At 33.8% G+C, this 20,131-nt stretch carries 20 protein-coding genes and 1 tRNA gene; 8 read left to right on the top strand and 13 right to left on the bottom strand.

Translation table 11 applies throughout. The features are described from left to right. Positions 1-112 precede the first annotated feature (112 nt). The 4 genes from JHT90_RS00240 to JHT90_RS00255 all read left to right on the top strand — a co-directional run bounded on the left by JHT90_RS00240 (position 113) and on the right by JHT90_RS00255 (position 3,803). On the top strand, positions 113-2,338 hold the full coding sequence (locus JHT90_RS00240; RefSeq protein WP_201092632.1) for an AsmA family protein: 2,226 nt from the start codon (positions 113-115) through the stop codon (positions 2,336-2,338). Further along, on the top strand, positions 2,338-3,375 hold the full coding sequence (gene mutY, locus JHT90_RS00245) for an A/G-specific adenine glycosylase (protein WP_201095691.1): 1,038 nt from the start codon (positions 2,338-2,340) through the stop codon (positions 3,373-3,375). The genes JHT90_RS00240 and mutY overlap by 1 nt, the downstream gene beginning before the upstream one ends. An 18-nt stretch (positions 3,376-3,393) precedes the next feature. Continuing rightward, positions 3,394-3,666, top strand: coding sequence for an oxidative damage protection protein (locus JHT90_RS00250; protein WP_201092634.1), 273 nt, complete (start codon positions 3,394-3,396; stop codon positions 3,664-3,666). A 61-nt stretch (positions 3,667-3,727) separates the two neighbouring features. After that, positions 3,728-3,803, top strand: a tRNA-Phe gene (locus tag JHT90_RS00255). Between the two features lie 208 nt (positions 3,804-4,011). On the opposite strand, the gene JHT90_RS00260 is transcribed toward JHT90_RS00255, so the two are convergent. From JHT90_RS00260 to JHT90_RS00275, 5 genes are all read right to left on the bottom strand, one after another. Next, the gene (locus tag JHT90_RS00260; protein WP_201092641.1) at positions 4,012-4,455 is read right to left on the bottom strand and encodes a hypothetical protein; all 444 of its coding nucleotides are present in this window, start codon (positions 4,453-4,455) and stop codon (positions 4,012-4,014) included. Between the two features lie 65 nt (positions 4,456-4,520). Continuing rightward, positions 4,521-4,643, bottom strand: a complete 123-nt coding sequence (locus JHT90_RS15305) for a hypothetical protein (protein WP_269090268.1) — start codon at positions 4,641-4,643, stop codon at positions 4,521-4,523. 34 nt (positions 4,644-4,677) lie between these two features. Further along, positions 4,678-5,280 carry a hypothetical protein gene (locus tag JHT90_RS00265; RefSeq protein ID WP_201092643.1) on the bottom strand — a complete coding sequence of 201 codons (603 nt, stop codon included), beginning with the start codon at positions 5,278-5,280 and terminating at the stop codon, positions 4,678-4,680. A 43-nt stretch (positions 5,281-5,323) separates the two neighbouring features. Beyond that, positions 5,324-7,591, bottom strand: a complete 2,268-nt coding sequence (locus JHT90_RS00270) for a peptidoglycan DD-metalloendopeptidase family protein (protein WP_201092645.1) — start codon at positions 7,589-7,591, stop codon at positions 5,324-5,326. 40 nt (positions 7,592-7,631) lie between these two features. Next, complete coding sequence (locus tag JHT90_RS00275) at positions 7,632-9,788, bottom strand: type VI secretion system Vgr family protein (RefSeq protein ID WP_201092654.1); 2,157 nt, start codon at positions 9,786-9,788, stop codon at positions 7,632-7,634. Positions 9,789-10,524: 736 nt separating this feature from the next. On the opposite strand from JHT90_RS00275, the gene JHT90_RS00280 reads away from it, so the two are divergent. Continuing rightward, a complete protein-coding gene (locus JHT90_RS00280) occupies positions 10,525-10,767 on the top strand; it encodes a hypothetical protein (RefSeq protein WP_201092656.1) in 243 nt (80 codons plus the stop codon). Between the two features lie 92 nt (positions 10,768-10,859). On the opposite strand, the gene JHT90_RS00285 is transcribed toward JHT90_RS00280, so the two are convergent. Both JHT90_RS00285 and JHT90_RS00290 read right to left on the bottom strand, forming a co-directional pair. Further along, positions 10,860-11,909 (bottom strand): hypothetical protein, encoded by a 1,050-nt coding sequence (locus JHT90_RS00285; protein ID WP_201092658.1) that lies wholly within the window; start codon positions 11,907-11,909, stop codon positions 10,860-10,862. A gap of 340 nt (positions 11,910-12,249) precedes the next feature. Beyond that, positions 12,250-12,714: a terminase small subunit-like protein gene (locus JHT90_RS00290; protein WP_201092659.1), complete on the bottom strand. Its 465-nt coding sequence runs from the start codon at positions 12,712-12,714 to the stop codon at positions 12,250-12,252. A gap of 402 nt (positions 12,715-13,116) precedes the next feature. On the opposite strand from JHT90_RS00290, the gene JHT90_RS00295 reads away from it, so the two are divergent. Beyond that, positions 13,117-13,398, top strand: a complete 282-nt coding sequence (locus JHT90_RS00295; RefSeq protein ID WP_201092660.1) for a hypothetical protein — start codon at positions 13,117-13,119, stop codon at positions 13,396-13,398. 328 nt (positions 13,399-13,726) lie between these two features. Here JHT90_RS00295 and JHT90_RS00300 read toward each other — a convergent pair whose 3' ends face one another. Next, on the bottom strand, positions 13,727-15,043 hold the full coding sequence (locus tag JHT90_RS00300) for a DNA methyltransferase (RefSeq protein ID WP_201092662.1): 1,317 nt from the start codon (positions 15,041-15,043) through the stop codon (positions 13,727-13,729). A gap of 89 nt (positions 15,044-15,132) precedes the next feature. Between JHT90_RS00300 and JHT90_RS00305 the strand changes: the two genes are divergently transcribed. Further along, positions 15,133-15,360 (top strand): helix-turn-helix domain-containing protein, encoded by a 228-nt coding sequence (locus JHT90_RS00305; protein WP_201092664.1) that lies wholly within the window; start codon positions 15,133-15,135, stop codon positions 15,358-15,360. Positions 15,361-15,365: 5 nt separating this feature from the next. Beyond that, complete coding sequence (locus tag JHT90_RS00310) at positions 15,366-16,121, top strand: MvaI/BcnI family restriction endonuclease (protein WP_201092666.1); 756 nt, start codon at positions 15,366-15,368, stop codon at positions 16,119-16,121. A 20-nt stretch (positions 16,122-16,141) separates the two neighbouring features. On the opposite strand, the gene JHT90_RS00315 is transcribed toward JHT90_RS00310, so the two are convergent. The 5 genes from JHT90_RS00315 to JHT90_RS00335 form a co-directional block, all read right to left on the bottom strand. Beyond that, the gene (locus tag JHT90_RS00315; RefSeq protein ID WP_201092668.1) at positions 16,142-16,519 is read right to left on the bottom strand and encodes a hypothetical protein; all 378 of its coding nucleotides are present in this window, start codon (positions 16,517-16,519) and stop codon (positions 16,142-16,144) included. Further along, positions 16,506-18,134: a DUF3631 domain-containing protein gene (locus tag JHT90_RS00320; RefSeq protein WP_201092670.1), complete on the bottom strand. Its 1,629-nt coding sequence runs from the start codon at positions 18,132-18,134 to the stop codon at positions 16,506-16,508. The genes JHT90_RS00315 and JHT90_RS00320 overlap by 14 nt, the downstream gene beginning before the upstream one ends. Continuing rightward, the gene (locus JHT90_RS00325) at positions 18,124-18,579 is read right to left on the bottom strand and encodes a virulence-associated protein E (RefSeq protein ID WP_201092671.1); all 456 of its coding nucleotides are present in this window, start codon (positions 18,577-18,579) and stop codon (positions 18,124-18,126) included. Before JHT90_RS00325 ends, JHT90_RS00320 begins: the two co-directional genes overlap by 11 nt. Before the next feature lie 130 nt (positions 18,580-18,709). Next, positions 18,710-18,907, bottom strand: a complete 198-nt coding sequence (locus tag JHT90_RS00330) for a helix-turn-helix transcriptional regulator (protein WP_201092673.1) — start codon at positions 18,905-18,907, stop codon at positions 18,710-18,712. Positions 18,908-19,065: 158 nt separating this feature from the next. Further along, entirely contained in the window at positions 19,066-20,010 is a 945-nt protein-coding gene (locus JHT90_RS00335) for a hypothetical protein (RefSeq protein ID WP_201092682.1), read from the bottom strand. Positions 20,011-20,131: the final 121 nt, after the last annotated feature.

Consider the following 20,131-nt stretch of genomic DNA (forward strand, 5'->3'; position numbering starts at 1 on the left):
AATATTTATTATAACTAAATGTTAAAATAAATACGTTAGTTGGCTAAAAATTATAGAATAAAGAATTCACATACTATACTGTATAGTAAACCGCTTTAAAATGGAAAAAATTATGAAGGCAATTAAATATCTCAGTTATTTTATTATAGGACTAGTTGTTCTAGTTCTTTTATTATTTTTTGGGCTAATCTTATTCTTTAACCCCAATAATTACAAAGCAGAAATTCAAAACCTCGTTAAAGAAAAAGCTAACATGGAGCTTAAAATTGATGGAGATATTAGCTGGACATTTTATCCATGGCTAGGTATTTCCATTCAAAATACTAGTGCAGCTAGTGTTGAAAGCCCAGATAAACCTTTTGCACAAGTTAAAGAGTTAGACCTTTCAGTAAAATTATTGCCTTTATTTAAAGGTCAGATTCAAATGAATGACGTTAATATTGATGGCCTCGTTGTTGATTTGGAAAAAGATGCACAAGGTAAAACCAACTGGGATAAAGTAGGTCAAACTGCTACTACAGGAAATACACAGACTACAACGGATAAACCAACTACAGAACAGCCAAAAGAATCAACAGGTAGTGGTAAAATTGATTTAGATGTGAATAGTATTACCATTAATAATACTAAAATCATGTATAGGGATTTAAAAACGGGGCAAGACTATACAATTAATGATGTGCATTTATCGACAGGTACTATCCGTATTGGTGAGCCTATAACAGTTAAATTAGGTGCTAATCTTAAAAGTGCGCAACCAAAATTATCTACCACCGTTAACTTACAAGGCCAGTTAGTTTATGATCTTGATGCACAGCATTACGAAGTGCAAGGGCTTGATTTAGCAAGTGATATTACAGGCGATATACTTAATGGTAAAACAGCTAGCTTTACAGCTAAAGGTGACCTTGTTGCTGACTTAAAAGCCAACACGGCTGCTTGGAATAAACTTAGCCTTACTTTAGATGATTTAAAGATATCAGGTAGTATTAACGCTGCTAACATTACAGGCGATGTACCAACAGTAAAAGGCGTGATAACAGCGGATACCTTCAACCTACGTAAAGTATTAACAGATATTGGTATAGCTTTACCAGAAATGGCTGATAGTAATGCACTAACTAAAGTTGGCTTCTCTACCAACCTTTCAGGTTCTACTAAAGCAGTTGCTTTAAACGATTTAAAAATTAAGTTAGATAACACCAACTTTACAGGTAGTGTAGCTGTTACTGATTTAGCAAAACAAGCAATTAAAGTTAAGTTAACAGGTGATTCTATTAATGTAGATAATTATCTACCACCAGAAGCCAAACAAGCTGCGCAGAATACTAAAGCAACCACTACAACAACAGGTACAGGAAAAACAGTTACTGTTAATCAGCCTGTTTGGAGTAATGATCCAATGTTTGATCCTGCAAGTTTACGGGGTTTAGACATAGATGCAGATTTAACTATCAACCAATTAACTGTCAAAAAATTACCATGGCAAGGCTTTGGGGTAAAATTAACGGCTAAAAATAGTGTGATCAATTTACAAAATGTTGGTGGTAAATTATTTACTGGCGCTATTAATGTTAAAGGCTCAATAAATGCTAGCTCTAATACGCCTCAAATTACAATACAACCAACCATTAGTAATATCCCTATTGATAAGCTATTAGCTAGTCAAGATATGAAAGATATTCCTATTAGAGGTAATTTAAATTTTAACGGTAACATACGTACCGCTGGTGTAAGCCAAGCCGCTTTAGTGAAAACTTTAAATGGTAACGCTAACTTTGTGGTAAACGATGGTGCATTAATTGGTGAAAATTTTGAATACCAAGTTTGTCGAGCAGTAGCTCTAGTGAGAAAAGAGTCATTAACTTCACAGTTTAACCGTACTGAAACCAAATTTAACCAATTAAAAGGTTCGGTAAATATTACTAACGGTGTGGCTAGTAACCAAGACTTAATTATCTCTATTGCTGGTTTTGAAACTAAGGGTAAGGGAACATTCAATGTTTCTACCATGATGATTGATTACCAAATTGCTTTAGCATTAAAAGGTGAGCAAGATGTGAGTGGCGATCCAGCCTGTAAAGTAAATCAAGATGTAGCAGGTATAGATTTCCCATTACTCTGTAAAGGTTCAGTACTAGCTGGCGGTGGCCTCTGTGGTATTGATACAGGTGCTATTGGTCAAATGGCTTTAGAAATTGGTAAAAATAAAGCTAAAGAAGAAATTAACAAAGCGTTAGATAAAGAAAAAGACAAATTGAATAAGAAACTTGAAGATAAATTAGGCGATAAAGCACCTAATGTTCAAGGAATTTTAAAAGGCATTTTGAATAAGTGATAACAGCGGTAACCTTTGCTGAGAAGGTGCTTGCATGGTATGACCGTCATGGTCGCAAGCACCTACCTTGGCAGCAAGATGTAACTCCCTATAAAGTTTGGGTTTCTGAGATTATGTTGCAGCAAACCCAAGTTTCTACAGTGATTAATTATTTTTCTCGTTTTATGGAGTCATTGCCAACGGTTCAGGCCTTGGCAAATGCTCCACAAGATGAGGTTCTGCATCTATGGACAGGACTTGGTTACTACAGTAGAGCAAGAAACTTACAAAAAACAGCACAAATTATCACTAATAACTACCAAGGTACCTTTCCTGCCACAGTTGAACAACTAACTGAGTTGCCAGGTATAGGGCGCTCAACCGCTGGTGCAATTCTTAGCCTAGCAATGAACAAGCGAGCTGCTATTTTAGATGGTAATGTTAAACGTGTATTGTGTCGTTATTTTGCGGTACAAGGTTATCCTGGAGAAACTAAGGTAGCTAAACAGCTTTGGGAAATTGCTGAACAGTTAACACCTAATGAACGCGTTAATCATTATACTCAAGCTATGATGGATATGGGGGCTATGCTTTGTACACGTACTAAGCCCAATTGCCTGTTGTGTCCAATACAAGCTGATTGTAAAGCGAGGATAGCGGGTACTACCAAAGATTATCCAAATCCTAAGCCTAAAAAAGAATTGCCACAAAAACATGTAATTATGCCCTTGTTTAAGTATCAAGATACCATTCTACTTTATCAGAGACCTAATACTGGCCTTTGGGGAGGTTTGTGGAGCTTGCCTGAAGTACAAAACCAAGCAGAATTACAAAGCTATGCAAAACAACATGGTTTGACCATAGTAGCTGAAAAGCCATTAACAAAGCTAATACATACCTTTAGTCATTTTCAGCTAACCATAGAACCTTATCTGATAGAGGTTAGCCCAAGTATTAATAAAGTGGCTGAAAATACCCAAATCTGGTATAACTTAACGCAACCGCCTCGTTTAGGGCTAGCTGCCCCAGTAAAAAAGTTATTAGCTCAAGTAAGCTAAATTAGTAGGAGTATACAAATGTCACGTATGGTTTTTTGTCGTAAATATCAGCAAGAATTAGAAGGCCTAGATAATCCTCCTTATCCAGGTCCCAAAGGCCAAGATATCTATGAAAATATTTCTAAAAAAGCTTGGGATGAGTGGACAAAAGAACAAACTATGCTAATTAATGAAAAACATCTTAATATGATGAATGCAGAGCACCGTAAGTTTTTACAAGAACAGATGGAAAAATTCTTTCTTGGTGCAGCGTATGCTAAAGCAGAAGGTTATGTTCCTCCTTCAAATTAGAAATAATTTTTCATTAGACTCTTGACAGTCAGCGTTAAAAACAGTTTAATAGCGACCCATTGCTCGGATAGCTCAGTTGGTAGAGCAGAGGATTGAAAATCCTCGTGTCGACGGTTCGATTCCGCCTCCGAGCACCATATATAAAGCCTAGTTAATTGATTTAACTAGGCTTTTTTATTATTTAAAATAAGTTGTACCCCTGTTTGTACCCCCATTTTGATTTGCTGTAGGTATAAAATGGTAAAATTTATTTTCCATTTTGTAGGTAAAAGATAATATTAGAAAGGTACTCAATAAAAAAAGGGGAATCTTCAATTATTCCCCTTCTTTATTTACTTAAAAGCTTTATTTATTGCTACAAGGATTAGATTTATTTTCAGGGATAAATTCTATTGACCTCAAAAACGTTAACACAATAGGTTCATAGTTAATTTTTGTAACTTCTACATCATCTGGAAAATATTCTACATTTCCCTCACCACAAAGAGCTTTTTGTTTTAACTTATTAATTAAGCAAAATGAAAGTTCACGGGTAGGATAATTACCAAACATACTTGGATGAGTTAAAACCCATCCTTGAGCATTTTTGGATTTTAATTGGTATACTGTATTTAATTTTTTTACTGATTCTTTTCCAACTTTATCATAATTTTTCAATAAGTTAGGATTTAATTCCCAAATTTTAATAGTGTCATTAAAAGATACTATTGTATTGTTTATAACGTTTTCATCATTTTCTTCATAACATTTAAATGAAAACTGAACATCTGGTGTAGGATTAACATCCATTGCTGATGGATGATAGATAATAAAACCACTATCGTATAACTGAACCCAGCTCGTTAAATCTATTTTTATTGTGCCACATCAGATATTTCAATAGTATTAGTGTGTAAGCTTTCATTAGTTTCTTCGGTTGCACAGATAGGCAAGGCTAGGATTACTAACCAAAGTAAACAAATAAGCTTTTTTATCATTTAAATATATCTCCTTGTATATCTCATAAATATTTTATTTTTTATCACAAGGAGCTAATTTATTTTCAGATATAAACTTAATTGACCCTATCAATTTAGTAACCACTGGTTCAAAATCCCCTACAGTAGTGCCTAAATCTTCTCTATGTGGAATATATTGTATTAGTCCATATCCGCATAATTGTTTTAAGTGATCATCGCTTATCAAACAAAAAGATAAAGATTTTGTATAATCATCTTCATTTGAGCCAATACCTATTTGGGTGACAATCCAACCATAACTATTTTCATTTTTTAATTGATATAACTTAAATGAATTTTTAACATCTTCTTGTTCTAATTTATTAGTAAGCCAATTCCATTGTGCAGGATTTAACTCCCATTGCTTAGTCTGCTCATTAAATAATGTAGTATCATTGCTAAAGGTTATATCTTCAGCATTACATTTTATTGTTAATGTGATTTGCCCTATTGAGTCATCAGGATAATCTTTATTTACATTTAAAACATTATCTTGAATTTTTACCCAATTGGGTACATCTATAGAAATAGTTCCACATTCATGTTCTTTAAAGTTAATAATTTTTTTAATTACTGACTCAACATTTTCAGTAGCCCCTAAGATATTACTTGTCATAAGGTATCCTAATATAAATATAATAACGTTTCTTTTAAGCATTTTATATTCCCCGTTTCGTATATCCCTCTGGAAACTCTAAAACTAAATTGTTTTGTGCATTAGGAAATTTCATTTCAGTTAATATGGCTAAACAGTTTCCATAAACAGAGCAACGTTGATCAAAACCATTTAATCCCCTATAGTTAGTATTATTAATACGTGCAGGTAAATTAACTGCCGCAGATGCACGCCAGAATGCTAAACCCCTATAGTATACTTTAATACCCAAATTACGATTAGCATTGATAGTTACACGCTCTAATGTATGTGTTTCATCTGCATACCTTGCCATTGTATAAGATGCCCAATAAAACCCTGCCGAATCTACAGGATCAATATTTGCTTGATTGGCTACTTGATCTCGCCAAGTATAGCATTGATTTAATCCCTGATACTGACCGTCTTGAAATGTATTTCTTCGCCCCATTCGTTGGGCAGAAGGTAAGCGCTCTACTTGCTGATAGTTATTTATCAACGTATCAAATAACTGTGGAATGGTTCTCCCTCTAAATTTCCAATAACTCTTATAGTTATAAGGATGAGTTAACTGCAATAATCCTCTACCATGCCAAGGATAATACCAATGAGCCCCTTGCGCCCCTATTTCTTGTAAGGTTCCAAACCAACCAGACTCTTGTATAGCATTACCAAAAAAGCAAGCCATTCTAAGTGGTGTATTGATACAGTATTTTCTTAATGCTTTATTAATATTTAATCTAATAGCATTTCTAATGGCATCTCGTGCAGGAATTGCTTCCCAATTATTCCCTCTAATTGCATGAGATGGTATAAGTTGTTTAAGTTCACTTTGGCTTAACCAACCACATTGCCTAAAGTGTTTTATAAATTCGATAGGTGGACAATGCCAATGATTTGCGTCTATCCCTTCTAAATTAGCTGCTTCCCAAAAGGTTTGTGCCTGTACATGATTTTGATACCATGTAAACATTTCATCTGTTAGAGCCATACCACCTTGATCTACAGGAGTTCTTAACCAACTAAAACGGGTTTCAAAGTTAGCATTTTGCCACTCCGTAGGAAATTTATAGAAAGTTTTTTTAAGTTTCTTTTCAATTGCTTCTTCTGATAGACGTGCTTGTTTTTGCTCATCTGTTAGATTAGCAAAAGAGCCTGCTGTACCATTATCTAAAATTGCTCTGACAATCGCAGAATCACAACGACTATCATTATTTGTATCATCTTCTGCAACACTCCAACCTTTCCAGAAAGGAAAATCTGCATCACTGTATTTTTTGATTGCATCGGTATTAAGATTTACCCATGTATTGCCATTAGCTGTGGGTATCTGGCGATAATGTGCTGTATTAGCAGGGTTTAAAGCTTCTGTACCTAATACACGCCCAAAACGTAATAACTCAAAACCAGCAGTTGGCATGGTTCGACAAACTTCAGATGCTTGAGCAAATAGATTATACTCATGAACACTTCCTCTAGGGCTATTACCATTAGTAGTAACAGGTTGTCCTATTTGTGTACCATTTTCATCATAAGCGGTAAAAGTACAATTACCACTATGGTATTTCATTTCTAAATAAAGTGCTTGTCCTAATGTATTACCTGTAGCTTTATGTGTATAACGGTTTATATTATGGGTTCCATTGTAGGTTGGAGTATCAGCAGGTAAATAAAAATACATATTCCCAAAACAGCTTGTTGTTCTACCATGTTGGCTAATGTAATGAGTAATATGCCCTTGTTGGTTGGTATGGTAGTTAGCACCATTTCTATTTAGGGTTAATGAACCAATAATATTTTCTATTTGATCATCTGCTGCGATAATTTCAAAATGGATAAGGTTACCTTGGTCATAGATTCGTCCTGCATTACCTAATTTGGTTTTACGGTGGATGTTATTACCTTGGGCTAAACCATTTTCTATCGTTCTAAGGTGCATATAGATAGAGTAATATACAATAGTGATATTTTCGCCAATTTCTGTCTCATGTCTAATAACAATGCAACCGTTATCAGTCCAACCTATATTTGGAACATACAGAGGATGCTGTTCTAAAGTCGCTTGATTATCAGGTCTAGCTGTTGGTTGGCGCAAATATACTATTCGACCATCAGCAATCGCTCTAACAGGTGTATCAGCTGTAGGTGCTTGCAGGTGAACACCACCATGCCATTGCATATAGTAACTTACTGGAAATTTACCTCTAGTACTAGTAGTCATTGCTCTCGTAACAAAAGCTTCATCTGTTTCATTAGCAAGGCGATCTGGTAGAAAAGGTGGGCTTATAATCATATTGTTTCATCCTTAGTCATTATCAATTCTATTAAGTGAATTACACAGAGAATAGAAAATATGCAGTTTCTTCTGCTTTTTCCTTTGTCTTCTGTTGTGCAAGATTAGTTGGCTTTAATAGATTAATAGGCGGTGCACTTACCATTTCTACTGCATTAACTTTATAAAGTGGTGGTAATGGTAAAGATGGTGTTCCTTCCATAGGTACACCACCTGTCCATACGGGCATTGTCATCCAGATACCAGCAGGATTAAGCACTATATGTTGTCCACCTGCTTTGAGGGTGAGAGATAAACCACCATCAACTACACATTGCATTCCTGCTTTAAGATGAATTTCCATCCCTGCTTCGGTGGTTTTTACTGTGCCTATGGTGGTATGTTCTGCTTGAGTTACTTGTTTGTAGTCGTTTTGTAGTATTTGGGTTTTTCTATCGAGTTGGGTGAAGTGGTGTTCTTCACTTTGGTTTTTGGTGTATCTGTTTTTTACAATAGTTTCACTGTGTTCATTTTGAACTTGTAGGTGGCTATTGTTTTTTACTTCTATGGTGTGGTTGTTTTTTGTTAGTTGGTCGAAGTCTTTTTGGGCTTGGACAAAGATTTGTTCTGCGCCTGTTTTGTCTTCTATTCTAAATTCATTGGAACCTACCCCACCTTTTGAGGAGGAGGTTTTGAATACACTTCTGGTTTTGTTTGCTGGTAGGTCGTAGGGTACTTTGTTGACTCCGTTATGGATAGCACCTACTACCATTGGAAAATCTGGATCACCTTCTTCGTATTCGACAAGTACTTCCATACCTACTCTGGGGATTACGACTGTACCATAGCCATTATGTGCCCAGTTGCTGGCTACTCTTACCCAGTGGCTTGAGTTTTCGTCGTAGTTGCCTTCTCTGTCCCAATGGCATTGGATTTTGATTCTGCCATATTCGTCACAGTAGATTTCTTCTCCTGCTGCACCTGTTACGATAGCTGTTTGTGCCCCTAGTACCTTGGGCTTGGGATGGAGTTTTTGTGGTCTATAGGCTACGTCTTGAGGGGTTAGTATTGCTACGTTTCTATAGCCTTGGGAGAATTCTTGTAAGGGGAATTGGAGCTCTTCAGCTATGGGGTAGTCTATGTATTGGTGTAGTTGGCTGGCAGTGTTGCTAGTATTGGCTGAGGAGGTATCTCCAAAAGCTTCTAGTACTGCTGGTTGTTTACCTGCATGTTTGATTTGGTTAATAAGCCAAGGTTGTTCGGTATCGGGTAGTGGGTGGTTGTCTACTGTGATGTAGAGTCCTGCATGTAAGCCTATTACATCGCTGTAGGCTTCGGCTAGGATTTGAGAGGTTCTAAGACGCTCTATTTCGATCTTGGCAAGGTGGTCTGCTCTTTTATTGTCAGTATGTCTACTGGGGTAGTCATAGCTCTCTAGCGAGGGTTCTGTGGCTTCGTTGGCTTTTTTACTTTGTGTTCCCTCAGCATTACCTTCAGGGATTTTCATGTTTTGGAAGTTGTAATTACGCCATGAAGCTTCGGTAGTACAGCTAGATAAACCAATATCGAAACGTTTTAATACTCTTTCATCGGCTACAAAGCCTGTATCACTCATGTATTTAATGGCTTGAGCTAGGGTTGGAAAGAAGGGATTGGCGTCAGCAAAGGTGAGTTTATGTTGGTCTTGAGTATGGGTAAAGTAATAGAAAATACCCTCACTTTCTGCTAGGTGGTTGATAAATTGGTAGTCGGTTTGGTCGTACTGGGTGCAGTATTCTCTGATTGGGTAGGTTTCTTTGAGTTTGAATTCAAATTGTTGTCCTTCGCTCATTCCATATTCGGTGAGTATAACAGAGATAATTTCAGGTACTGTTTTGTTACGAAATACTCGTTGGTTGGTTCTTTTCTTTAGGTGAGTTAGGATGGGAGTTAGGATGATTTTGAAGGTAGCATAGTGTTGTCCTACTGCTCCACGCTTAACGGTTTGTATTACGCCATTGATGCCTTCTGATTTCTCTGGATTAAAGGATAGGAAGGCAGGTTTGCTGAGTAGTTGGGTAATATCAAAACGGATGTGGTTACAAACAAGGGTGATTTCAAATACGTAATCACTGGAGATGGTTTCTATACCTTCGAAAGATAATACTTGTAGTTTGGCATTACTTTCTAGTCCCTGCACATCTATGCTGAAATGTGTGCTATTTGCTGGGTCAAACATAAAACGACACTCCTATCGTGTATCTAAGCGATAGCAAATACTACAAAACAAAAGATAATAAAAGGCAAGCATACTCTTTTAACTTTTAAAATAAAAGACAAAATAAGAGTTAAATTATGAGTATTGTAAGTACTAAATGCGAGCATTTTAAAATCCTTCACCAATATGTCGCATCCTTAATGGAGGCGGACTATAAGCGGGTTGACCTACCGATAGCAAGCTGTCGGCACATCCGAAGATGTCCCACTCATAGCCCGCCATAAAACAGACATAACAAAACACTAGAGTAAGTGTTAGGTCATATCTATGGCGGTACTGCTTGCTAAAAAATGGGAGGTCAAGCCCATACCTTAGTTTAACTAAGGTGAATTAATTAAACATCATAGAAAAACAAAAAACAAGTCTTTAGTTATTCATTGTTGTCTATTGTCGTATGGTGGCGCGGTCTTTGCTTCGCGCGGGCGCGCGCGTTTTTGCAAATCATTAGTTTTTAATCCTATTACATTAGGATTATATATAGATTAAATGCGGTTTTTATGCACCCCCTGTCTAATTTCGCGCTAGTAAAAAAATGACTAGAGAGGCGGTCTCTATTGAAAAAGTCACAAGGTTTTACTATACCCCTATGATTAGTTAAATTTGAGTAAGTGACTATTTTCGATTAATTGCTTTTTGTTTGATATATGTTCACATGTGCTATTATTTTTATATTTTAAATAACAAGGAATTTTACAATATGCTTAACCGCGAATTTGCACTTGAGATTTTAAAAGTCTGTACTAATACAGTAATTCCTGAAGAACAAAAAGCACAAATAATTGAACTTTGCCAAAAATATAATTTTGGTTATCCAAGTTCTCAGTTTATTAGTGCTTATGAATATTTAGTTGAAAAAGATTATATAAAAGGCTGTATTGGTTATGGGTTTTCTTTACCTTTTATTGCGACAGAAAAAGGAGTTAATTTTTTAGGAACTTAAAATTAATAAATTTCAAAAATGATAACTGCGCCTAATAACTTTAGGCGCATATTATAGGAGAGGAGACAAGTGGATATAAAAAATACTACACGTTACTGTTTATAAAAAGCCATTTTAGTAACAACAATTTCTTTTGCTTTATTTAGGTCTATTTCTGATAATTCAGGCAAATAATAATAAATAGGCTCTCTTCCATCTGTACCTGCAAAATCAGCATATTCCCATGTCTCATAAATTGTTTCACCTTTTGAATTAATGGCATGTAAATTACCATGTAATAATTCACTAAAACCTATTTCATCTGCAAAAATAGCCCATGACCACAACTCAATTAATAAATCACTATTAGATTGATTATCTTCAAATTTTTCATAGAGATTATCAAAAATAGCTTCAATAGCGAGATTACTTCCAGATAACGCTGCATGGTATTCTATTTCTGAAAGCTCAACTGAAATATTAATATCTTCTAGATCAATTTCAGACTCATATAAAAACCAAGACATTCTTTCAAAACCAAAAAGTTTAATTGCCTTGTATAAGGTATCTATTAATTCTTTTCGAACGTTCATACTATCATCTAGATTACTAATGTAATCATCCAAATCACTTTTGAATACATCAGGAATAGCCATGCCTCTAAGATGTTGTTGATACAGTCTGTAAACTTCTCCTCTATCATAATCTAAATGTAAAGTCATAATGCTATTTAAAGCCATTAATTTACATATCAATGCATTATAAGAAGGTTTATTTAAAGATATTGAATCCTCTATAGCTTGGTAAATAGTTTGCTCTTTTAGCTCTTGTAAATTTTCTTTATAGGAAATTCTATCAATTACTTCATCAGTGGTAAGAAAAATAACTTGATATGAAGATAAAGAGCCAATGATGATTTCTGAAGTTTGTGTAGCAACTGATGATAAATTGAACTTATCACATAGTTCTTTAAATCTTTCTTGATGTATTCTACAAGTAGATTTGAAATCACAGTTTAGAGTAAGTGTATCAGCACATAGAAACTTAAAAGATTTATAGCCATTCAAAGCAGCTGCTAATTCATAAACTTGTACACGAGTCAAATCTGAGTTAAATACTTTGAGTTTTTGGTGTGCTTCATAAATAGCGGTAGATAAAGTCATATTTTTTCCATATAACTAAATAAATCTTTAAGGGAAACAAACGCACATGACAAAATTCATAAGATTTATTTAGTCTTTTGGTAAAAAAATCAACTTTAAAAATGTGATTTAGTGTCAGTTTTTACTCATGTGCAAGTAAGGGCGACCCCTTTAAATATATTAAATAATAATAAAAAAATTATGTCAATAATAGAATTTATAGTTCATACAATAAGCTTTATTTTGTTGTTAAGGCAGATTACTGGTGGGTTACTCTTTTTTAGGGGCTGGCATAATTCAAAATATTTCAATAACTATAATTAACTTGATCTATAGCGACTTGATAAACAAATTATAAATATTATTTTTTCTCATTGGCTAAAGCCAGTTGATAACATTGTTCTAGTTCTTGATCAGTTAGCTTGGCTAGGTCGCGTTTATGTTGTTCGCCAATAATAATATTAAGCGCGGGCGGTTGTTGTTGTGTTGGCTGTGGCTCTGGTTTATTACCATAGACGCGGGGTTTAAGTTTTGAAGCTATCCACATTCTTGTTTGTATCTGTAGTTTAGCCTTTGTTAATGCGCCCCCTGTACAGTAAACAGTATCAGCAATATTTAATAAATCATCCGCTAGCATATCGGCTTGAATTTCTCTAGCTAGCTTGTACAGGTCGCAAAACTCCGCATTACTCGCTAACCATCGAAAAATAGTAGCCTTTTCTGGCATATCTTCAGAAGTACATATTGCCCTTAATGACTCGCCATTAATTAAACGGTCAATAATGGTTGTTGCTAGTTGTTCACTATATTTAGTTGGTCGTGCCATTTAATACCCTTGTATTATCCCGTGTATGCTTATTTTAAGCCATTTAAACACAAAAGTAATAGTAAGGTAGCAGTAACACAACAAGAAGTTTAAAAAGGGGCTTTTATGGCGTCTATAGAATATTTAAATATTTACTTGTTGTAGTACGTGGGTAATGTTAAATTTAATTGACTTTAACTAAATCGTTAAAGCATGGGCTTGGCCGCCCATTTAAGCAGCAATTCCTACTAGATAGCAATTTATTGTTAATTGTCCTGTCATGGTGGGCTATGTATGGGACATCCTACGGGGTGTGCCAGTTTGCTTGCTTACTGGTCGGCCAACCTGTACATAGTTCCACCGCCCTATAAAAATTTGGCTGATAGATGGGCGGTTAATATCTAGTAAGCAGGTAAACATATCATGACAAATTCAGAAAATACCCCTCGTTTTATTCCCCTTAATCAATCATCACAATGTAATAGTAACAATGTACTTTATTATGATAAGCATGTTCCTATAGAGTCTATTTTGGAATGTGCAACGGGGCGGTTAAGTGCTATTTTAGGATTGGTTGAGTCATTACATGAATATAATAATCCTTCACCTTATGCAGTACAAAAAATAGCTATTGTTAGCACTCTATTATTAAGTGATGTAATGAGCTTAATTAATATGATTCAATCAATAACACAAGATAGATAAATTATATTACTCGTTATAAAAAAGACTGGTTTTTTAACTGGTCTTTTTTGGGGGCTGAAAAAATTATACGGGGTATTATGTTCTCACTTGGGGGGCACTTTTTCGGCTATAAATATTAATTAACAAGGCTTTTAGGTGCATGAAAGTGTTGACTTTTTAAAACATGATTTTAGGGCTAAAAAAGCAAAATAACATCCTTTTATAAATAAAAGATTTAATCCATAACAGGAGTTATAAATTTAAAAAGGTTTGATATCAATAAACTAATAATTTAAGTTTATTCAGTCTTTATCTAAAATTATTTAAATATTAGTAGTTTCTCTAATTTTTATTTATTTAATTTAGTCCCTGTTTTTTGTAGAACAATAATACTTTCTTCAGTCATTGTTGGAGCTGTTTCACCTTTAATATTCGTTGCACTGACTTTAGAGGGCATTCTTTTATTATGAATATCTCGGTAGTAAATATTTTTTAGTTTAAATCCTAATGTTGCCCCAAACTCTGCAATTATTAAATCAGTATGTAACTTTACAGAGTGTACTACTCGAGAAGATGTTACTAGGACAAAAAATTTTTCATCTTTAAGATAAAGAGATGCATTTTTCATACAGTTATATAAACTATCATAAAAAGAAATAATATCTTTTAAGCGATCTCTGTGTTTCTTACTTTCTTTCTTTTCTGTTGCAGCTTGCATACGTAAATTAAATAACTCTATGATGTTTTGTAAAGTTATTGAGCAGGTTTTATAACTTAATGTATCAATATGACTTGTTTTTCCTCCTAATAAATCATTATCTAACTGAGCTATAGGTGTACCACTTAATGTTTCTAAACCTAATATTTGAGAGGAAAGCCTTGAAAACTGTCCATATGCAACTGTAGTTGAGCTATCCCCATATGGGGGGGAAGTAATAATGAGATCAGCCTTATTTTTTCCTATATCTTTTTGAAAGATTGTACTATCAGAATTGATAATTATAGGTAAGTTTTTTTTATTTTTTATTTTATTGCTATAGTTGGAAACTGCATTAATGTTTGTTTGTAAAACTGGTAATAATTCATTAAAGAACACTTCTTTATTATATCCTCTGCCTACTTTTTTAGTATCCCTGTGCATCTTAAATCCGCCATGATTACAGTATGATATTTTTCTAACAATTTCGCTAAAAGATACTAAAATTAAATTTCTTATATTTTCATTATTAAAAATTTTTATTGAGTTCAGAAAATCTGAAATACTCTGTATCGTTTCATCATGAAACCAGTAATTTATATTATCAAATTGTATTTTTTTTGTATCTGAACAAAAAAAGCTCTCTTTTAATGTTGTTACAATATCCTTAAGATCTTCATCTGAAATATATGTAAATTTAGTTTTACTTATTAAACAAGCCAAAGGATTTAACTCAATACCTATACTTTTTCGATCTAATAAAAAAGACTCTACTAGTGTTGTACCTGAACCTGCAAATATATCAACAACAGTTTCGCCTTGTTCACTAAAGGTATTAATTATTTTTTCAACTAATTCTGGAATAAAAACAGCTGGATACTTATGAATATTATGAGTGGCAAGATAATTTCTTCTTGTTTTAAAAGTCCAGTTGAATAACCAGTTTTTTAAATCAGTGTTATTAGTCATATGGAAAATTAATACCTATAGGGTTTTGTTTACCGTTGATTATTATTCCACAATTTAAACAACAAAACAATCATACATAGGGTATTACCATGAATAAGGAAGAATTATATCAAAAAATAGCTACTCGTATTTTACAAAAAAGAAGGGATAGAGATTTATCTCAAGAACAACTAGCTAATGAAATAGGCAAATCTCAGTCGTGGATTCAAAAAATAGAGTCAGGTAAAAAGCCAATTTCATTATTTCTCCTATATCAACTTTCAGAAGTGTTGCAATGCTCAATATATGGATTAATTCCAGAAACTAATGAGGAGTGAATTAAATGTGGACCACAATCGAGAACGCTAACTTACAAGCATTTATAAATGATTTTAATAAAGTTAGAAACTTAGGATTCATTCCTTGTACAAGACTTGGCAGTACAGCAATAGGAAAGACCTTTGAAGATGCTTTGAAAATAGCTGAAAATAACAAAAAGGACCCTGATTTACATGGTTTTGAAATTAAAGCTCAACGCCACTTAACTAGTAGTTATGTGACATTATGTACGAAATCACCAACAAATCCACCAAAGGCTAACCAAATATTAAAAGATGAATACGGTTATCCAGATGCAAGTCATCCAGATATTAATGTTCTTCATACATCTATTTTTTGTGGTAAAACTAACAGATTACCATCCAACTATTGTTTTACTTTAGAAATAGATGAGTTAAATGAGCAGTTATATATTGTTATCACTAACCCAGAAGGAATTATTAATAAATCAATATATTACACCTTTACTGCTATTCAAAATGCCTTATCTAAAATTAATAATCTTGCATATGTTCAAGCTGAAACAGAGATAAGAAATGGTCAAGAGTTTTTTCATTTTAAAAATGCAACCATATTTTCTCAAATGAAAGACTTTCATGTTTTTATTGATATGATGAAGCAAGGAAAAATTATGTATGATATAAGGCTCGGTGCATATAAAACAGGTCCTAAAATAGGAAAGGCTCACGATCATGGTTCAGGGTTTAGAATAAAAAAGGAAAATTTTGGTCAACTATATAATTATTCACAAACCATTTGATTGTTACCTTTTTATATAAATTATTTTTGTTTAATCCAATAATAACCTGCTTTAATAGTACTAGCCACTATAACAAGTGGCTTGTCTATTAGCTCTACCAAGTCGGATTGATCTATTAATTTATGTTGTAGTAGATATTCAGGGGTAACTTGTAGAATATGGGCTATCTGATTAAGCCAATTATATTGAATTGGGCTTAGTTCAGTTAGTTGGGATATTTTCTCTAGTGGTTGAGAATGCGCCAGCAATTCACTTTTTATAATGTCCTTATGCTGTTTTATATAGTTGGCTATTTCTTTTGTCACTCGATTACTCGGTTTAACATTTAATTTATTATCAGTAATGCTGATAGTTAAACCTTGTTTAGTTAGATATTGAATAGGGTTAATCGAGGTCAAAATTTACCCCCTTATCATCGTCCATAAGCTCATTTATAGAATGTGTACTACTATCATTTTGTAGGTCTGTTAGGTCTTTTTCACTATCCCTGCCAGTAGTAGGGGGTATTTTATCCGTGACAACGTGACAATCTTTGTTATTGTTGACTTGTAGCGGTTTTTCTATCCGTGACATTTGACTAATGTCACGTTTAATATTTTGGCTGTTCTCGTTGTCTCCCTTAGCTTGTCCCGTTGTCACGCATTTATCAGGGATATCTATCGGGGTGTTAGTAATATAACGGTTAAATGCGTCTTTGAATTGATCTTTTGTATATCCTCTTGCCCGTTCATCTATACCTATTCTTATTGTATTAGAGACTATATCAAATTCTTTTAGTATCTTGGCTAGGTTACGGGCATTTATGCCCCGTCCTTTATTCCATGTACACCAATTAGCCTCATTATCTGAGTTTAGCTCATTAACTAGATCATGACTGAATATTCTATCTATGCCCTTAGTATTAAAGAGTGTTTGTATATCTCTTAGTAATTCGGTGCGGGTGCTGTCGTTTTCTTCTTGTTCGCCATTTATGCGTATCGCTGAGTTAATGGCAGTTTGTTGCCAATGCCCGCCCGCTAGGGTGGCTATTTGTCTTAGTGACTCCCAACAATCATTAGCGCGGTCATTAAGTTGTGGTAATGGCTCAATCTGGATATTAATTATTTTTAGTTGGTTGTCTTGTGCAAATCTGGCTAGTTTAGCGCGTAATACTCGCCAGAGTTCTGGGTCTGATTTATCTATGTTTTTAACGGTTTCGCCCTGTGTTTTGCGTCTGAGTTTTAAAGTAATACTTCTGTCCTGTAGGGTATCGGCTATTTTACCAATGCCACAAAGGGCTTTAGCTCCCCATACATTAAACGGGGTTGGTATTAAATCTTCGCCAACACAACGAATAATAAACGCACTTTCACGGGTAAAGCCTGAATTTATAATACCTCGCATATCATCATGTAATGATAGAAATGTATCAACTTCATCAATAAATAAAGTAGGCTTGTAAAGTTCTAAGAGTCTAAATAAAGAAGCACTAGAGATATTGGAGGTTATAAAGCCTTTATAAGATAGTCTTTTTAGGGTGCTAAGTAGTTTAGTTTTACCGCAACGCTTTTCAGGTGCTGTTATATTGGCAATAGGAGCATAATTAACATAATCAATAAACCATGTATAACTAGCCCACAAAGTACAAGCGACAATTGTTTCATGATCGGCTATTACATATTGTTGTAAGGTGTCTTTAATTTCATTTAGTAGTTGTTCGCCATTTATAGGACTATCCCATATTTCGATTAGTGGAAATATGTCGTTTGTGTTTTGCTCCTGGTCTTGGTTTGGTTTTTGGGTGGTTAGTTTATCGAACAATTGCATAGTAACCTTTTTACTTTCTTTTACTACTTGCCTAAAGCGGTTATAACTGGCGGGGTTTTCTTGGTATAGTATTTTAAAGGCTTGTATAACTTCATCTGTTAAGACTGCGCCCGCGTCATCGGCTAGCCTCGCTATGGCCTGTTGTATAATCTGTTCAGGGTCTAGGGCTTGCCATTGGTTACTATAGAGATCGTTATTATTTGACATGCTGTAACCTCTTAAGACGTTGTAAAGCTAATTGATAGCGTTGTTTATCCGCTTTATTTAATAGCTGTCCTTTGTTTTGTTGTGCTTCTGCTACTTGAATAATTAGTCGCTCATGAGCTATAGCTTGCTTGTTAGGTAGCTTTTTATAAGATGGGTTACTATTACCTTGTTTATAAGTAGGCTCATATTTAAATAAATCTTTTAATTCAAGTCCTATGGCGTTTACTATTTCGTTAGCAGTGCAACCACTCCAACACTTAAGTAATACGGTATTGTCTGTACATTCTGTAATCGTCAATGATGGGCTTTTGTCGGCATGACTAGGACAAAGGGCTAGCCATTGGCTTAAACCGTCTTTAGTGGGTTTTTTCGCTTTTACCTTATCCAACTTATCTAATACTTTATCTATGGGTAACTTATCAGCATAATTAACAGGGATATTCATTATTATTTATTCCTCTTTTATAGGGGCTAATTACTTTTTTAAGGCAATAAAAGCCCCTGTTAGCCAGTAATAACACTAGCTAATGATTTAAAAAATAATTTATTTAATGATATAGAATTATGGTTTTAAGTTATTTGTTATCACGTTCTTGTAATCGGTTGGAAATCCATTCTTGTATCTCGGTATATTCCCATAAAGAAGATTTACCAAATTTAGCAGGGGGTGGAAAAATACCTGATTTAATATAGTTATATACACTCGCTCTTGATAAACCTGTTAGGTTCATGACTTCGTGTAATCTAATTAGTCTTTTACTTTCTGTTTGCATGTTATTTACTCCATAACAATTTATTAGGTAGTTATAGAGTAAATAAATAATTAAAATAAAAAAATTAGCCCCACCCTACGGAAAAAGGGTGGTTTTTGACTGTAAATGTATAGTTTTCAAATGGAAAAAAGGGGGTTTTTCGAGCGGAAATAGGATAATTATATATTTACATCAAATCGTTCTTTTACAAAAATTTTTAGTTGTTCTTTTTCTTTTTCACTTGGTCGACCATTCTGTCTTGTATAGTCTGGTGCTATAGGTTTAATCCATTCTTTAAGGGTTTCTTTAGAGGGAATAAATATATCATCCCCACTATCTGCTAAAGATTTTAAATCAGCTAATACTATCTGTGTCATTGCGTTAATTCTAATAATTTTATAGGGGTCATCATTTTCCCAATAAGCTTTACTTTTAGATATAGCTATTGCTTTAGTTTCTTCTATTTTTGATAATCTAATACCAAGGTTTTCTAACTTCTGTTGCTTTAGCTGATTTTGATAAGTGTTTGAGGAAATTAATTGACCTATATAAAGGCTTTCAGTTGCAAATATTAGAAGTTTAGAAAGCATATCATAATTAATTGTAGATTTTTTCTTATTAAAAAAGGGAAAAAATAAAGGGTCAGTACTTTTATAATCTAAAATTTTTAATGCTTGCTTTATAAACTTAATACTCATAACAGCATATAAATGTACTATATCTACTTCCTTATCAGTACTTGTTCTGTATGTTTTATTTGTATCATTAGCATTTAGATAGCTTAGTAATAAAGGTCTGAGTTTAGCATAATCCCTAATACTATAAGTACTTTCATATTGTTGTTTTACAATAGTTACTTGGTTTAGAGCAAAGTCTATTACGGCATTAGATAAAAAAGACCTTATTTCCTTAATTTCAGCAATAGTAAAATTATGTAAAAAAATTGTGGCGTATTCGTAAACTCTACCAATACCATAATAAGGAATATAATTAAAAAAAGGTTTAAATGGATCAGTATGATTATTTAAATATTGGTTTGGTATGTCAGTAAAACGATATAGTGTCCATAATTTATCTGTATATTCTTGATAATTTTCTTGGTTAACTCTTTGGATAAAAGGCATATTTATGTAATGTACTTATTAAAAATAATATATTAGAGTAATAATTCAAGTAGTTTAGATAGCTATAGACAATAATGTAATTATTCTAAAGTCTACAAACATAGCTTAAAATTTCATTAAG

Origin of the sequence: Entomomonas asaccharolytica, from assembly GCF_016653615.1 — a bacterium.
GTDB lineage: Bacteria > Pseudomonadota > Gammaproteobacteria > Pseudomonadales > Pseudomonadaceae > Entomomonas > Entomomonas asaccharolytica.

Coding starts and splice junctions, on each gene's coding strand:
- JHT90_RS00240 (WP_201092632.1), top strand. CDS start 113: ATGAAGGCAATTAAATATCTCAGTTATTTTATTATAGGACTAGTTGTT.
- JHT90_RS00250 (WP_201092634.1), top strand. CDS start 3,394: ATGTCACGTATGGTTTTTTGTCGTAAATATCAGCAAGAATTAGAAGGC.
- JHT90_RS00260 (WP_201092641.1), bottom strand. CDS start 4,455: ATGGATGTTAATCCTACACCAGATGTTCAGTTTTCATTTAAATGTTAT.
- JHT90_RS15305 (WP_269090268.1), bottom strand. CDS start 4,643: ATGATAAAAAAGCTTATTTGTTTACTTTGGTTAGTAATCCTAGCCTTG.
- JHT90_RS00265 (WP_201092643.1), bottom strand. CDS start 5,280: ATGACAAGTAATATCTTAGGGGCTACTGAAAATGTTGAGTCAGTAATT.
- JHT90_RS00270 (WP_201092645.1), bottom strand. CDS start 7,591: ATGATTATAAGCCCACCTTTTCTACCAGATCGCCTTGCTAATGAAACA.
- JHT90_RS00275 (WP_201092654.1), bottom strand. CDS start 9,788: ATGTTTGACCCAGCAAATAGCACACATTTCAGCATAGATGTGCAGGGA.
- JHT90_RS00280 (WP_201092656.1), top strand. CDS start 10,525: ATGCTTAACCGCGAATTTGCACTTGAGATTTTAAAAGTCTGTACTAAT.
- JHT90_RS00285 (WP_201092658.1), bottom strand. CDS start 11,909: ATGACTTTATCTACCGCTATTTATGAAGCACACCAAAAACTCAAAGTA.
- JHT90_RS00290 (WP_201092659.1), bottom strand. CDS start 12,714: ATGGCACGACCAACTAAATATAGTGAACAACTAGCAACAACCATTATT.
- JHT90_RS00295 (WP_201092660.1), top strand. CDS start 13,117: ATGACAAATTCAGAAAATACCCCTCGTTTTATTCCCCTTAATCAATCA.
- JHT90_RS00300 (WP_201092662.1), bottom strand. CDS start 15,043: ATGACTAATAACACTGATTTAAAAAACTGGTTATTCAACTGGACTTTT.
- JHT90_RS00305 (WP_201092664.1), top strand. CDS start 15,133: ATGAATAAGGAAGAATTATATCAAAAAATAGCTACTCGTATTTTACAA.
- JHT90_RS00310 (WP_201092666.1), top strand. CDS start 15,366: ATGTGGACCACAATCGAGAACGCTAACTTACAAGCATTTATAAATGAT.
- JHT90_RS00320 (WP_201092670.1), bottom strand. CDS start 18,134: ATGTCAAATAATAACGATCTCTATAGTAACCAATGGCAAGCCCTAGAC.
- JHT90_RS00325 (WP_201092671.1), bottom strand. CDS start 18,579: ATGAATATCCCTGTTAATTATGCTGATAAGTTACCCATAGATAAAGTA.
- JHT90_RS00330 (WP_201092673.1), bottom strand. CDS start 18,907: ATGCAAACAGAAAGTAAAAGACTAATTAGATTACACGAAGTCATGAAC.
- JHT90_RS00335 (WP_201092682.1), bottom strand. CDS start 20,010: ATGCCTTTTATCCAAAGAGTTAACCAAGAAAATTATCAAGAATATACA.